Source organism: Nostoc sp. GT001 (genome assembly GCF_030382115.1).
GTDB lineage: Bacteria > Cyanobacteriota > Cyanobacteriia > Cyanobacteriales > Nostocaceae > Nostoc.
In genome coordinates this window covers 2,505,940-2,521,957 of the sequence record NZ_JAUDRJ010000003.1, presented here as the reverse complement: position 1 = coordinate 2,521,957, position 16,018 = coordinate 2,505,940, and the positions used below count along the sequence as shown (strand labels likewise).

At 41.4% G+C, this 16,018-nt stretch carries 12 protein-coding genes; 9 read left to right on the top strand and 3 right to left on the bottom strand.

Going from position 1 to position 16,018, the window contains the following annotated elements; all coding sequences use genetic code 11:
* Positions 1-71 precede the first annotated feature (71 nt).
* On the bottom strand, positions 72-1,391 hold the full coding sequence (locus QUD05_RS13615) for a dihydroorotase (protein ID WP_289796526.1): 1,320 nt from the start codon (positions 1,389-1,391) through the stop codon (positions 72-74).
* Positions 1,392-1,816: 425 nt separating this feature from the next.
* Here QUD05_RS13615 and lepB point away from each other — a divergent pair, with 425 nt between their 5' ends.
* The 7 genes from lepB (at position 1,817) to QUD05_RS13580 (ending at position 11,192) form a co-directional block, all read left to right on the top strand.
* Positions 1,817-2,458 carry a signal peptidase I gene (gene lepB / locus QUD05_RS13610; RefSeq protein WP_289796525.1) on the top strand — a complete coding sequence of 214 codons (642 nt, stop codon included), beginning with the start codon at positions 1,817-1,819 and terminating at the stop codon, positions 2,456-2,458.
* Positions 2,459-2,715: 257 nt separating this feature from the next.
* Entirely contained in the window at positions 2,716-3,510 is a 795-nt protein-coding gene (locus tag QUD05_RS13605; RefSeq protein WP_289796524.1) for an MOSC domain-containing protein, read from the top strand.
* A gap of 524 nt (positions 3,511-4,034) precedes the next feature.
* Positions 4,035-4,352 carry a hypothetical protein gene (locus tag QUD05_RS13600; RefSeq protein ID WP_289796523.1) on the top strand — a complete coding sequence of 106 codons (318 nt, stop codon included), beginning with the start codon at positions 4,035-4,037 and terminating at the stop codon, positions 4,350-4,352.
* Positions 4,353-4,372: 20 nt separating this feature from the next.
* The gene (locus QUD05_RS13595; protein WP_289796521.1) at positions 4,373-5,656 is read left to right on the top strand and encodes a cache domain-containing protein; all 1,284 of its coding nucleotides are present in this window, start codon (positions 4,373-4,375) and stop codon (positions 5,654-5,656) included.
* A gap of 4 nt (positions 5,657-5,660) precedes the next feature.
* On the top strand, positions 5,661-7,742 hold the full coding sequence (locus QUD05_RS13590) for an ATP-binding protein (protein ID WP_289796520.1): 2,082 nt from the start codon (positions 5,661-5,663) through the stop codon (positions 7,740-7,742).
* Entirely contained in the window at positions 7,739-9,574 is a 1,836-nt protein-coding gene (locus QUD05_RS13585; protein WP_289796519.1) for a GGDEF/EAL domain-containing response regulator, read from the top strand. Before QUD05_RS13590 ends, QUD05_RS13585 begins: the two co-directional genes overlap by 4 nt.
* A 268-nt stretch (positions 9,575-9,842) precedes the next feature.
* Entirely contained in the window at positions 9,843-11,192 is a 1,350-nt protein-coding gene (locus tag QUD05_RS13580; protein WP_289796518.1) for a hybrid sensor histidine kinase/response regulator, read from the top strand.
* A 22-nt stretch (positions 11,193-11,214) separates the two neighbouring features.
* Here the strand turns inward: QUD05_RS13580 and QUD05_RS13575 are convergent, their stop codons facing one another.
* Positions 11,215-11,889: a response regulator transcription factor gene (locus QUD05_RS13575; protein WP_289796517.1), complete on the bottom strand. Its 675-nt coding sequence runs from the start codon at positions 11,887-11,889 to the stop codon at positions 11,215-11,217.
* Between the two features lie 103 nt (positions 11,890-11,992).
* Entirely contained in the window at positions 11,993-13,069 is a 1,077-nt protein-coding gene (locus QUD05_RS13570; protein WP_289796516.1) for a sensor histidine kinase, read from the bottom strand.
* Between the two features lie 432 nt (positions 13,070-13,501).
* On the opposite strand from QUD05_RS13570, the gene QUD05_RS13565 reads away from it, so the two are divergent.
* Entirely contained in the window at positions 13,502-13,669 is a 168-nt protein-coding gene (locus tag QUD05_RS13565) for an integrase (protein ID WP_289796514.1), read from the top strand.
* 508 nt (positions 13,670-14,177) lie between these two features.
* Positions 14,178-15,863, top strand: coding sequence for a potassium-transporting ATPase subunit KdpA (gene kdpA / locus QUD05_RS13560; RefSeq protein WP_289796512.1), 1,686 nt, complete (start codon positions 14,178-14,180; stop codon positions 15,861-15,863).
* The last annotated feature ends 155 nt before the right edge of the window (positions 15,864-16,018 follow it).

Here is a 16,018-nt window from a genome sequence, read left to right as displayed (position 1 = left end):
AGGTTGGGGAGGAATATATCTTATGTAGTTGCTGTAAATTCAGGGTTTTAGTAAGGTTAAATAAATATTTGCTACAAGAAAGTTAAAGCTTGACCCCGCACTTGCGTATTTACCTGGCCTTTGTCATAAACTATTTCACCGCCGACAATGGTGGTTTTAGCCCAGCCAGTCAGGTTCCAGCCTTCAAAGGGACTCCAATGGCATTTGGTTAAAAGTTCCTCACGCTGGACTGGGCGGTATGTATTTAAATCTACAAGCACCAAATCGGCATCGTAACCAGGGGCGATCGCTCCCTTATTAGGAATACCATAAGCCACAGCTACAGCTTTAGACATCCAGTTCACAACTTGAGCAACGGTACACTTGCCCTCCATTGCCGCAGTTAACATCAAAGCGAGGGAAGTTTCCACTCCAGGCATTCCTGAAGGGCTATTGGGATATTCTTGAGCTTTTTCTTCTAAGGTATGTGGCGCGTGATCTGTGGCAATGAAATCAATCACGCCATCGCGCAAAGCTTGCCAGAGAACTTCGTTATCGTGGGGCGATCGCAAAGGTGGATTCATCTGTGCTAATGTGCCAATCGTTTTATATGCACTAGTATTCAACAATAAATGCTGTGGCGTAACCTCTGCTGTCACCCAACTCGGTTTCTCCTGACGCAGTAAATCTGCTTCTTCAGCAGTTGACATGTGAAGAATATGCAACCGACGTTGATATTTTTGAGAAAGTTTTAATGCTAGTTGGGTTGCCAGCAACGCCGCTTGATTATCTTGAATTTGCGAGTGAACAGCTGGATCGTGAATGTTGGCAAATTCTTGGCGGCGTTGGTTGATTCTAGCTTGGTCTTCAGCATGAACGGCAATTAAGCGATCGCCTTTAGCAAATATCGCCTCCAATGCTGTTTCACCATCAATCAACAACTGACCATGCATCGACCCCATGAAAATCTTAATTCCCGGTGTTGGCTTTGCTAAAAGCAAATCTGGTAAATTCTCTGCTGTCGCCCCAATAAAAAAGCCATAATTAACTAAGGATTTGTGTGAGGCCCGTTCTAGCTTGTCGTCTAAAGCCTGTTGTGTCGTAGTTAGGGGGCGCGTATTGGGCATTTCTAAAAAAGAAGTGACTCCCCCTTTAGCACAGGCACAACTGGCGGTGAATAAATCTTCTTTGTGTTCTAATCCAGGTTCGCGGAAATGCACCTGCGGATCGATAACTCCTGGCAACAAAGTTAAGCCTTCTGCGTCAATTTCAGTGGCTAGTGCTGTTTGGGAGATTTCTGGCGCAACTTCGACTATTTGGCGATCGCGCGTCAACACATCTCCAACCATCAGTTCACCATTGGGTAAGATTATGCGAGCGCGGCGAATCAGTAACATTTTTGGAGATGACATAGGGATAACCAAGTTTAAACAGCGAGCTATGTATTACAGAGAACCATGCTTTTAGGTTAAACTTATTCGCGATCGGAGTAACCAATTTTTGCCGCGCCTTAAAAAAAAGTTTATTTTTAACAAGAGAGGCAGCAGGAGTTTAAATCCCCCACAAAATCTCCGATTTGGTGAACTGGAATTAGATAGGGGTGAACGCGAGAGCGTCTCATATAGAAGCCTCATCTAAATTCAAACCTCCTACGCCCTGTTTAGTTGTTGAGCGTAGTCGAAACACTGCCCCCTGCCTCCTTCCCAATCCACAATCTAAAATTGGTAGTCAAGATGCAAACATAACTAGGAAATTAAAATTTTCCCGTTAAGATTAACAGATAAAGTCTCACTAGGTGAGTTAATTACCTACATCTTTCGTCAAGTTAAGTAATTTCATGCATAATCAAGTGTCTGATAACAACTCTAGTCAACAACCCGATAATTCTTGGATCGCAGAGCTAGGTAGAACAATTGTATTGAGTATTGTTCTAGCTCTAGGAATTCGTACCTTTGTTGCTGAAGCACGCTGGATTCCTTCTGGTTCAATGGAACCGACTTTGCATGGTACACCAAACCAGTGGGAGGCAGACAAAATTATTGTCGATAAGTTGAAGTATAAATTTGCCGATCCGCAGCGGGGAGACATAGTAGTATTTTCCCCGACGAAAGAGCTGCAAAAAGAACAATATCAAGATGCTTTTATTAAACGTATAATTGCCTTACCTGGAGAAAAAATACAACTTAAGGATGGCAAAGTCTATATCAACAACAAACCTCTCCCAGAAGCCAATTACCTCGGTTCTGGGCAGACTACGGTTATTGATGTTTGCCAATCAGGGCCACAGCCACCTTTTTTAGCCAAACCCCAGACTATACCAGCCGATTCATATTTAGTACTGGGTGATAATCGTAACAGTAGTTATGATAGTCGCTGCTGGGGTGTTGTCCCCCGCCAGAATATTATTGGACGTGCTGTAGTTCGCTTCTGGCCTTTAAATCATGTTGGCGGCATCGATAAATCGCCAGTATATCCATAATTAACAAACAATATTGCTCAAATAGCTCATTAACAAAAGAATTTTAGATTTTAGATTGGGGACTACTAAATCACCAATCTAAAATCCAAAATCCGTCTTGAAAATTTTAGTTCGCTCTTTGCGAGATACTGCGACTTTTCGCCAAATCTCAAATCCAAATATTGCTATGACCGAAAACGAAAAGGATGAATTTTGAATTTTGAATACTTCGACAAGCTCAGTACAAGTTTTGAATTTTGAATTCGGAGCAAAGCGACGTGACACCTTACCTAGCTAAGATTTTACTGTATCCAGTTAAATCACTGGATGGTGTTGAAGTTGAGAGCGCTAGAGTTCTTGCCAGTGGCGCACTACAGTATGACCGCGAGTTTGCCATTTTTGACGAACAAGGTAGATTTGTCAATGGCAAGCGTCATGCTAAAATCCATTTAATAAGGGCACAATTTGCACTCTTAAATAGAACTATCTCGTTGCAAATCCCCGATCGCAACTTAGAACAAATTTTTCATCTGGATGAGGAACGGCAAGCATTAGAGGCAGCTTTGAGTGATTATTTTGAGTTTGCTGTCACATTGGGACAAAACTCTTTGATGGGTTTTCCTGACGATACACACTCACTTGGCCCAACGGTAATTAGTACGGCCACATTGGCAGAGGTCGCTTCTTGGTTTCCTGGTTTAAGTGTAGATGAAATGCGCCGTCGGATGCGTGCCAACATCGAGATCGATGGCGTCCCAGCATTTTGGGAAGATCGGCTATTTAGCGAACAAGGTGATTTAGTCTTTTTTCGAGTGGGAGATGTAGACTTTTTTGGGGTTAACCCATGTCAGCGTTGTATAGTCCCAACACGCAATTCTTACTTAGGGGAAGCTTACCCAAACTTTCAAAAAATCTTTACAACCCAGCGACAAGCAACTTTGCCAAATTGGGTTGCTTCATCGCCTTTTAATCACTTTTATCGATTGAGTATCAATACTCAACTACCCCCATCATCAGCCGGAAAAATTTTACAAATCGGTGATGAAGTTGACACAAATGTAGAACAAAGTTAATATTTTGTAAAAATAGAAAATACAAAGTAAATTTTCTTGGATTTTTTTTGTTTATGCTGTGTATTTGCATAACAATTCTAAAATTGCTGTAATTAAATATAAGTTATTGTACAAGTCCAGGGGTTTCCAGACCAGAAAATCAACACGTCAGCAATTAAAAATTAAATTTAAGATTAGGTGCTAATGGCAACCTGAATTTTAGAATGGCATACTGGAGCTTATTGGTTAAATTTCAGTTCATCTGAGAAAATTTGTGGAAATATCGCCAGATAAAACTGAGAAAATTCAGGTGCGATCGCGTACCCACGTTGACGATTTATATAGTGGACTACTCCTGTACAAAGGTTGAAAATTAGGCGTTGGAGGAAGTCAGCCAGTCAAACAATTATAAGTATTTCGTACTATTTTATACTAAAAATATAAAATTTTCATAAAGAGCGATGTCTGCCGTAATTATACTTATATAGAATGTAGCTAGCACGGCAAAATGCACCTAGTAGATGCTGGGGAAGAATAAAACTACAATGTTATCCAAACTTCAGCCCGTCAAATCATTTAATCGCTTAGTTGGCAAAGTTTATGCCAAGATGCCCCTGAGATATGTTCTGATTGTGCCCTTTATCTTGCAAATTTGTGGCGCGGTGGGACTTGTGGGCTATCTTTCGTATCAAAACGGCCAAAAAGCGGTAAGGGAGCTTGCTACTCAATTAGAAAATGAAATCTGCGATCGCATTGAACAGCATCTCGATAGCTATTTAACAACTCCGAAGCAAATTAATCAAATCAACTTAGATGCAATTGAGCTAGGTTTGCTCAACCTTTCGGACTTTCAAACCACCTAAGCAATTACTTTTGGAAACAAATGCAGGTTTTCAATGTTGGCTACAACAGCTTTGCCAATCCCAAAGGTGAATTTATTGGTGTTGAGCGTCTAGATAATGACCAGTTCTTAATTAATGAAGTTAGCGCCAAGCATGGTGTAGGCAAACTCTATGTTTATCCTACAGACAAACAGGGAAATCGCCGCCATTTACAGGAAGTTAAAAATTACGATCCTCGCTCAGAAGCTTGGTATACAGATCCAGTCAAGATCGGCAAACGAGTTTGGAGTCAAATTTATCAATGGGAAGATAAACCAGAAGTTTTATCCATATCTTCCAGCTATCCTGTTTACGATAAAAATCGCAAATTCGTTGGGGTGATTAGTGTTGATTTGCTTTTGTCACAAATTGGCAAGTTTTTAGCTAAGTTAAAGGTCAAAGAGTCGGGTAAAACTTTTATTTTAGAGCGTTCTGGGTATATAGTGGCTTCTTCTACTAGCGAGCCACCATATACGATCGTTAATGGTAAAGGAAAACGTCTATCAGCATTAGATAGTCAAAATCCTTTAATTAAACTCACAACACAGTCTTTAATCGAACGCTTTGGCAGTCTTAAGTTTGTTGTGGGCAAGCAACAACTAAGTTTTACCGCCGATAGAATGCGTTATTTTGTACAGGTAAAAAGCTGGAAGGACGAACTGGGTTTAGATTGGCTAATTGTGGCGGTGATTCCCGAAGGCGAATTTATGCAGCAAATTAATGCCAACACCCGCATCACTATTTTGCTGTGTATAGTGGCTTTTTTAGTAGCTACAAGAATTGGGATTTTGACTGCTCGTTGGGTAATTAAGCCAATTTTGCAATTAAACAGATCGGCGAAGAAAATTGCTCAAGGTGAATGGGAGGAAACACCAGATATTCAGCGTTCCGATGAACTGGGGGAACTAGCCAAATCATTTGAAACTATGGCAAAGCAACTACAAGCATCCTTTAGTGCTTTAGAAGCAAAGAATGCCGAGATGCAAGTTTTAAATGAGGCGCTATTTCATAATCAGAGTCAGCTAACTCAATTTTTAGAAGCCATACCGGTCGGTATCTTTATCATCGATGCTGAAGGTAAACCTTATTATACAAATCAGATTGGGCAGCAAATTCTCGGTCAAGGAGCGATGTCTAACGACAAGCCGCTAGGCGTCTACGCAGAAGTTACAGTCGAAGAATTGCCAGAGATATATCAAGCTTACCTCGCTGAGCACAAATCAACTTTATCCCAGCGATCGCTTACCGATTTTGAGAGCATTGCTTGGCGAAAGCATCAGGGTTGATGATATGGAAATTCGCCGTTGTGGCAAGATTACTCGCATTGAGGTTTTAGGAAAGCCAATTTATAATGAATCGGGGAATGTGGCTTTTGCGATCGCCACATTTTTTGATATCACCCAACGCAAACAAACAGAAAAGCTATTAGCAGAATACAATCGCACCTTAGAGGCTCAAGTAAAAAAACGTACTGAAGAGTTCCAACAAGTTATCGAGCAACTGCAAACCACCCAAGAAGAACTGATTGAATCGCAAAAAATCGCTGCACAAGAACAACAAGCAGCCGTTCGGGAAGCGGCGCGAAGTGCTGCCGCCAATCTCGCCAAAAGCGAATTCCTGGCTAACATGAGCCACGAACTGCGTACCCCACTCAATGCCATTCTTGGTTTTACCCAAGTCATGAGTCGAGATTATTCGCTATCTAGCGAACATCAAGAAAACTTGGCAATAATTAATCGTGCTGGCGAACATCTACTTAAATTAATTAACGACATTCTCGAAATGTCTAAAATCGAAGCTGGCAAAATCACCTTAAATTCCAGCAGCTTTGACTTAATTCACCTGTTGAAGAACTTAGAGGAGATGTTGCACTTACGTGCTGCATCTAAAAATTTAGAATTACTGTTTGAATATGCGCCAGATATTCCTAAATACATAGAAACTGACGAAAATAAATTGTGTCAAGTATTGCTCAACCTCTTGGGAAATGCGATTAAATTTACCGATAAAGGGAGTGTGACGCTACGGGTGAGAGTGGGAGTAGGGGAGCAGGGGGGCAGCACTTCGGCTACGCTCAGTGACCGAGGAGCAGGGGGGCAGGGGAGCAGGGGGGCAGGGGAGCAAGGGAGCAGAGGAGCAGAGGAGCAAGAGGAGCAAAATCTTTCTTATCCATCTCTTCTTTTCTTCGAGGTACAAGATACTGGCTGTGGTATTGCCCCACAAGAACTTGACTTGCTGTTTGAGGCTTTTGAGCAAACTGAAATCGGCAGAAAATTCCAACAAGGGACGGGACTGGGTTTAGCGATTAGCCGTAAATACGTGCAACTGATGGGAGGAGATATTAGTGTCAGCACTACGCCTGGTGTGGGTAGTACATTCGCCTTTGATGTTCAGATTGCTCTAACTTGCCCCAGAGAAATCCCGATCAACCAAATTAAATCACAAATTAGAGCTTTAGCACCTAGTGAAAAGGTATACCGCATCCTAGTAGTTGACGATTCCAAAGAAAGCCGTATATTGCTAGTTAAAATTCTCACATCTCTTGGCTTTGAAGTTAACGAAGCTACAGATGGTAGTGAAGCGATCGCTAGTTGGGAATCTTGGCAACCACACTTGATTTTTATGGATATGCGAATGCCAGTTATGGACGGTTACGAAGCTACAAGAATTATTAAAGCTAGAGAAATCGGGCATGGGACAGCCAATACGTCGCGGAGGTTCCCAAAATTGAAACAACTGGTGTCATCGGGGAGCCAGTACCTTGGAGAAGAGTTAACCGATTCAGGCGAGGGTGAGGTTCTGAAAGTTGTACGCAAAGAGTCTTCCGCAGCAGAAACAACTGGTGTTATCGAAAATGATACTTCTGGTGCGTCCACTTTGCGATCGCGGCCAACAGCCTTGGCTCCCCCTTACGACTTCTCTAGAACAATGCCAGATCCCTCCAATACAAATACAATCATTATTGCCCTAACTGCTAGCGCCTTTGAAGAAGAACGCCAGAAAATTTTGTCCATTGGCTGTGATGATTTTATTCGCAAGCCATTCAAACAGGAAGTATTATTGGAAAAACTGAGCAAACATCTGGGTTTAAAATATACCAATCAACTAGAAACTACAAATACAGTAGTTGTCGATCAAGCTACACAGATTTTTGTAAGTGTTGCCGAACTCCTGGGGCATTTATCACAAATGTCACCTGAGTGGCTCCAACAGATTCACTATGCCGCAGCCAGCTGTAGCGATGAACTGATTTTAGAGTTACTCAAGCAAATTCCATCAGATAATGCTCAAGTTTTCCAAGTTCTCAGGGATTTAGCAAATAACTACCAGTTTGAGAAAATCATGGAATTGACTACAACAAACTTAGAATGAATTACGAGCATTTAGACCCTAATAAAAAAGATATTTTGATCATTGATGATATGGCGGATAACCTCCGGGTTTTATCCTCCATATTGACAAGGGAAGGGTATAACGTTCGTAAAGCTTTAAACTGGCAAATGGCACTGACAGCAACTCAAACATTATTACCTGATTTGATTCTACTCGATATCATGATGCCAGAAGTAGATGGGTATGAAATTTGCCAGACCTTTAAAGCTTGGGATCTAACAGCCGATATCCCAGTAATTTTTATTAGCGCTTTAGATGATGTTTTTGACAAAGTTAAAGCCTTTAAAGTCGGTGGTGTAGACTATATCACCAAACCTTTTGAGTTTCAAGAAGTTTTAGTGCGCGTGCAAAATCAACTGGCATTGAGATCGGCGCGATTAGAAATATTGAAACTAAATGTTGAACTGGAACATCGGGTAAAACAGCGGACTGGAGAGCTAGAAAAAACTCTCCAAAAACTCCAACAAGAAATAGATTCCCGTCAGAAATTGCAAAGTCAACTGCTAGATATAGCACTGCATGATTCCTTGACTGGATTATCAAACCGAGTTTTATTTATTAGGCGACTAGAAAATGCTCTAAATCGCGCGAAACAAGAATCTAATTATCAGTTTGCAGTGCTTTTTTTGGACTGCGATCGCTTCAAAGTTGTCAATGATTCCCTTGGTCATCCGGTAGGAGATGAATTGCTGATAGCCATCGCTCAACGCTTACAAGCATGTATCATACCTATTGATACCTTGGCACGATTGGGTGGGGACGAATTTGGAATTCTCTTAGAAAATATCACAGATATCAATATAGCAATCCAAGTTGCAGAAAGGATTTTGCAACAATTATCACTTGCTTTTCAACTGTCCAGATATGAAGTATTTATGAATGCCAGTATTGGCATTAGTTGGGGCAATAAAGATTACGATCGGCCAGAGTATTTGCTGCGAGATGCTGATACGGCAATGTATCGGGCTAAGGCTCAAGGAAGGGCTAACTATCACGTTTTTAATCCAGCGATGCATCAGGAAGCTATTCAGCTTTTAGAGTTGGAAAATGACCTGCGGAGGGCTGTAGAAAGGCGAGAATTCCTCGTTTACTATCAGCCAATTATTTCCCTGGTTACAGGTAGAATTTCTGGATTTGAAGCCTTGGTGCGCTGGCAACATCCGATTCGTGGTTTGATTTCTCCCATAGAATTTATTCCTGTAGCCGAAGAAACAGGTTTAATTAATGCCATCAATACTTGGGTATTACAATCAGCTTGTCATCAATTAAGCATCTGGCAACATTATCCAGTGACACCAGAACCTCTAACTATGAGTGTCAATTTGAGTGCAAGGTTATTTTTACAGCCAAATTTGGTAGAACAAATTGACCGAATAATTTATGAACATAAAATAAATCCGGCATATTTAGAATTAGAAATTACCGAAAGTGTAATTATGGAAAATACCGATGCAATCAAAATAATTCTTGAACAACTAAAACAGCGAAAAATTAAGTTAATTATGGATGACTTTGGTACAGGATATTCCTCTTTAAGTTATCTGCACAGCTTTCCTTTGAATGCACTCAAAATTGATAAATCCTTTGTCAAACGGATGCAGGATAACAAAGAGAATATGGGGTTAGTACCAGCAATGATTGGCATTGCCAACTCAATGGGGATGAGTGCGATCGCTGAAGGTGTCGAAACACAAGAACAGTTAGCCCAATTGAGAAGTTTAAACTGTAATTTTGCTCAAGGATATTTATTTTCTAAACCCATAGAACAACGACTGGTTATTGAGTTGCTCACCTCAGCACCTCAATGGTAGCTATCAAGTAGCACCTGGAAAAAACTTAATTGTTGATCCTTGGCTAGATAATCTGTGAGTGCTAGCTACTATAATCCTTACAGCAGTTTATCAGATTGCCAAAGGTGATAACTGGCCAATAGCTTCGATAATTTGTAAAACTCTCCAGCCACGTGAGAGTTAAACTATAAATATAAATATTTCGGTGAAATCGGTCAACAAATTTTAAGGTGATTTTAAAGAAGGATTTACTATCCTCAATAATTATACGCATAACTTTTGATCAATAATGCATTTTAATCAAACTAACCATCAGAAAAGAAATATTTTGGTGGTCGATGATACCCCAGATAATTTGCGGCTTTTATCGGCGATGTTGACTGCACAAGGTTTTGAAGTTCGCAAAGCCTTAAACGGTAAAATGGCACTGACTGCATGTCAAATGGTTTTGCCCGATGTGATTTTGCTGGATATCAATATGCCAGGTATGGATGGCTACCAAGTTTGTCAACAACTAAAAGCTGACGATAAAACTAGTGAAGTCCCAGTAATTTTTATTAGCGCCCTGGATGATGTTGTCGATAAGGTAAAGGCATTTGATGTTGGTGGTGTAGATTATATTGCAAAACCTTTTCATGGTGCAGAAGTGGTGTTGCGAATTGAAAATCAGATTAATTTACGTTTGCTCCAAGTAAAACTGCAAGAAAAAAACTTTTTACTCCAACAGGCTCTTGACAACTTGAAAGCCTCTCAAGTTCAACAAATTCAGAACGAAAAGATGGTGGCACTGGGACAGTTAGTAGCTGGGTTGGCTCATGAGATTAATAACCCGATCAGTTTTATTTATGGAAATCTCCAATATGCTGGTCAATATGTGGAAGACCTAGTAAATATAATTGAGGTCTATCAGCAAGAATATCCCAAACCCACGCCAAAAGTTCAGCAAATAGCCAAAGATTTAGACCTGAATTTTATCATTAAGGATCTACAAAATTTGATAGGTGCAATGTATAGAGGCTCCGATCGCATTCGAGAAATTGTACTGGCGCTACAACATTTTTCTCGGCATGATGAAGCAGAGATGAAACGGGTAAATATCCATGAAGACATCGAAAATACTTTAGTGATGTTACAACATCGGCTCAGGGAAGCAGCCGATCGCCCGGCAATTGTTGTAGTGAAAGATTATGGTAACTTGCCCCTAGTCACTTGTTATGCGAGTGAACTAAATCAAGTATTTATGCATTTATTGAATAATGCTATTGATGCAATAGAGGAGGGAGTGGGGAGTGGGGAGTGGGGGGTGGGGAATCAATCTTCTACTCCTTACTCTCTAAAACCTACTCCCCAAATTCGGATTCATACAGAGGTAACAGACTTGAATCTAGTCAAAATTGCGATCGCTGATAATGGTCTTGGTATTGAAGAGTCGTTGCGATCGCGTTTATTTGACCCATTTTTTACCACAAAACCTGTGGGTAAAGGTAGTGGGCTAGGATTATCTATTAGTTATCAGATTATCGTCCAAAAACACCGAGGAAATATAAGCTGTACCTCGTCTGTTGGCAAAGGAGCAGAGTTTGCGATCGAGATTCCTATAGAGCAGCCTGATATTTCATCGCAATTTTCAAAATCTTGAAAGATTTTCTTTCCCGATAAATCTAATTAATCAACAATTCTGGTGCTACCAATCCTTTTTGGATAGCTAAGACTGCGGCTTGAGTGCGATCGCGTACTTCTAGTTTCTGTAAAATAGCATGGACATGAACCCGCACTGTACCAGGGGCAATGTAGAGAATTTCAGCAATTTCTTGATTGCTTTTGCCCGCTGCTACCAGTGCCAAAATTTCTTGCTCCCGCTTCGTTAAAGGATTTTCTAAAGATTCCTCAGTTTTTGCAGACTGCACCGCCATAGAATTCCCCTCAAAAGCGGCTCTAATTTCAGTTGTTGCCGTTTGATCCCACCAAGAAGCGCCCGCAGCAACCGATCGCACTGCTAATATCAAAGACTCAGCCGGAATACCTTTAAGACAGTAACCTTGCGCCCCGGCGGCAATTAACCGCGAAATCAGGGGTTTTTCAGAACGAGACGTTAGAACCAAAACTGGTAAATTTGGGTGTTTCTCCTTGATTTGGCGACAAGCCTCAATCCCGCCAATTCCCGGTAAACCTATATCCAGCAAGACCAAATCCAGAGGATAGCGATTGGCGAATTCTACAGCTTGTTCCCCATCTTCCGCTTCTGCGACAATCTCCAAACTGGTTTCTTGTTGCAACCGCATCCGCAAACCAAGCCGAAATAATTCATCATCTTCAACTAGTAAGATTTTTGTCATTTGTCATTTGTCATTGGTCATTGGTCATTGGGCATTGGGCATTCAGGACAAGAAGCAGAAGTTATTTAATTTTTAATTTTTAATTTTTAATTGATTTCTCCCCTCACCTCCCCGGTGGCGGACAAGCCGGGAGTCGGAAACCAAATAGTGCGCCGCGTGGTGAGCGATTCTCTGCCCAAATTGTACCCCCATGAGCAGTAATAATTTGCCTGGTTAAATAAAGTCCTAGCCCAGAACCGGAGACGTGGCGATCGCTATTTCCTTGATAAAATCTCTCAAATAAGTGAGGTAACTCTTTTTCGGTAATGCCGGAACCAGTATCGAGGATTTTTACCACTTGATCGCTAGAATAACCTTCAAATACTACTTCCACTTTACCGCCACGAGGGGTATGGTTAATACCATTACTCAAGAGATTGCTGAAAACCCGCCCAAGTTGCAAAGAATCACCATTTACCCAGAGAAAGCTGCGAAAATCTGATTCGCCATAGTGCAGAGAAATATAAACTTGACGTGTTCTCGCTAGTTCCGTCAGTGTAGCGACGATCTCCTCCGCCACTGTCACCAAGTTAACTGGTGATATCTGTAGTTTCAGTCCTTCGGCATCATTGCGGTACACATCTAAAAGTGTTTGGACTAATTGCAATGTACTCTGATGACTACGAGCCATTGTTTGTAAGACCTTTGCTTGCATGGGCGTGATTTCACCAAATTGCTCATTTTGAAAATATTTCAGCGTTTCAATTGCTCCTAATAAAGGTGTTTTCAAATCATGCGTTAGGGTAGAAACAAAATCTTCACGCATGATAGCCAGTTGTTCTTGGGAGCGTAATTGTGCTTGGGTATAAGCGATCGCTTCTTCGTTGCGATGGTTGCGATCGCTTAACCAACCTGTTACCATCAACGCCAACACTGCAATTAACCGATTTGCCAACGTTGGAGAATTAATCATTTCTCCTCCGGGCACAAACAAATTCAATAATGTTAATCCTGTTGCTGCAACAGTGATCCCCAAAACTGCTCCCCGATTCAATCGAGAATCTGCTAACAAAATCGTTCCTGTGTAGAGGTAGCCAAATACGTACTCCGGGGGTGTCAAATATTCTAGTATTATCACGATCGCAAAGGCGATCACTATTAGTCCATAGGTCTTTACACGCTCATTTATAGCTTCTTTCATAGTCAATAATCGACTTAATATCGTCATTTATGATTTACTAAAAATCTGGCTAGTCCTGAAATATATTTGGAGCATACTGCCGTCAGCGCGATCGCCATTCTTGCAGAGATATAATTAGCTGTATACTTGTCAACACGAAAGAGAATTTTTAATTAATTTCTAACCCACCTGGTACAAGCGAAATCCAATCAATTCAATTTCTAAATCAATTTTACGACCATTGCCTTTGCGGTTAAGCTACAATTTTCCTAAAATGCCAGGATCGCCCCTAATGCAGTGATTGGAAATATATAGGAGCGATGTCTACGGTGGTCACTGAGCCTTGCCGAAGTGCGGCAAGCTAGCTAATCTCACTCAAGCAATTCTGACTAATCGGGGTCAAATCCTTATAGTCTATAGATTACAGGCTTTCGGCGTACTGCCTTAATCCAGATGAGTAACGCTAGTATCTCACTGCGGGTAATTGCGGAAATCTCAGGGCATCGGAATTTAGAGCAGTTCGAGAGATATTTAGAAGTGTCTGACAATCAGGTATTGAAGGCGGCAGCGGCGTTGTCGATGTTGTTAGGGAGCAATGCAATAGAGGATCTGAGTGTGTAAGTTCTGCAAACTTGGAAAATGTATTGTATAAACAAATAATCCTAACTAGTGAAATAGATGAATTAAGAGTAAAGATTAAATATTATTAATCAAAACTTGAACAAGTATCTGGAAAATAGTGATAAGGGATTACCAAGAAATAAATTATCCAATCTTGTGGGGTGGGCATCTTGCCATTAGTGTCAACTTAACGCTAAACCCGCTTGGTGACAACGTTTTGCCCTCACCCCCAGCCCCTCTCCCATCCTGAGAGGGGAGCTAGACATTCAATTCCCCTTCTCCCANAGGGAGAAGGGGTTAGGGGATGAGGGCGTGAGGAATTTGCAAAACGCCTGTCCGATATAGTTTTCGGCTTAAGTTGACACCAATGGCGAGACGCCCACCCCACAATAAATAATTGGATATTTTTTTATTTGGAAGTCCCTAACTGAAAATAGTAAATTCCTCAAAATCCGTTATTTATAATAATCGGCTTGCTACCACTTAAATTTAATTTAGCGCGAAATATATGGGACAAGGTTTTTTGCAAATTGGCTTAACGCTGTGTATTGTCATAGCAATCACTCCATTATTCGGAAAATACATAGCTAGTGTCTTTTTGGGAGAAAAAACACTACTTGATTTTTTAATGAATCCCATAGAGCGAAGTATGTTCGTATTTGCGGGTGTTCGGAGAAAAGATGACATGACGGGTTGGGAGTATATCCGGGCCGTACTCTGTTGCAACACGGTCATGGCTATTTCAGTGTATTTTCTGATATATTTTCAGAGGCTTTTACCGTGGAATCCAAACGGCCTCGGCGCGATCAGTTGGGATGTATTGCTGCATACAACGATTTCATTTGTAACGAATACCGATCAACAACACTATGCAGGTGAAACAACCTTAAGCTATTTTAGCCAGGTAGCGGCTTTAGGCTTTTTGATGTTCACCTCCGCAGCCACCGGTTTAGCCGTGGGAATTGCCTTTATTCGCGGGTTGACGGGTAGAAGACTGGGAAACTTTTACGTCGATCTCGTCCGTGGAATTACGCGAATATTGCTGCCGATTTCGATTATTGGCGCGATCGCTTTGCTTATAACAGGTGTACCACAAACCTTAGCTGGGACTATGGATGTGCAAACCTTAGAAGGCGGGACGCAATATCTAGCTAGAGGCCCGGTGGCATCCTTTGAAATGATCAAACTTTTGGGCGAGAACGGCGGTGGCTTTTTTGGCGTCAACTCAGCTCACCCCTTTGAAAATCCCAATGGCGCTTCTAACTTGATAGAAATGCTTGCCATGATTTCTATCCCAGCAGCCTTGATTTACACCTACGGTATATTTGCCAATAACATCAAACAAGCTTGGCTACTTTTTTGGATGGTGTTTGTGATTTTTGTCATTCTAGTGGGAGTGACAGCTGTGGGAGAATTGCAAGGTAATCCCCTAGTTAATACCGCCTTTGGATTAGAACAGCCCAATTTAGAGGGTAAAGAAGTTCGATTTGGTTGGGCACAAACAGCATTTTGGGCAGTGATGACTACTGCTACTATGTCTGGTGCTGTAAATGGGATGCATGATTCTCTGATGCCGCAAGGAATATTTTCGACTCTCTTCAACTTATTTATCCAGGTTATCTGGGGTGGTCAAGGAACTGGAACAGCTTACTTATTTATTTACTTAATTCTCACAGTGTTCCTAACTGGACTCATGGCAGGACGTACCCCAGAGTTTTTAGGACGCAAAATTGAAAAGCGGGAAATCGTTCTCGCCAGCGTCGTGCTATTGATTCACCCAATTCTAGTTTTGATCCCCAGTGCGATCGCTTTGGCTTATCCCATCTCCCTATCTGGAATTAGCAACGCTGGCTATCACGGTATTTCTCAAGTAGTTTATGAATATGCCTCAGCAGCAGCAAATAATGGTTCGGGCTTAGAGGGTTTGGGGGATAACACCTTGTGGTGGAACTTGAGTACTTTAGTTAGCTTAATCGGAGGACGCTACATTCCGATGATTGCCATCTTACTGCTAGCTGACGGGATGTCTCGCAAACAACCAGTAGAAGAAACCCCTGCAACCCTGAGAACAGATTCTCTGGTATTTACTGGGATCACGGCTGGAGTAACGCTGGTTTTGGGAGTATTAACTTTCTTTCCCGTTCTGGCTTTAGGCCCCATAGCTGAGGGTTTAAAACTAGCATCTGGCAGTTAGAAAAGTTATGAGTTATAAGTTTGAAATTGAGAAAATATCAAATAATAATTCAGGAGGCAGGAGGAAGGAGTAACCCAGACTTAAAAGTGTGAGATTCAAGCAAGAAAGATTATATAGCTGTAGTCAGATATGTTAGGACAGTGTTGATTGCTTAA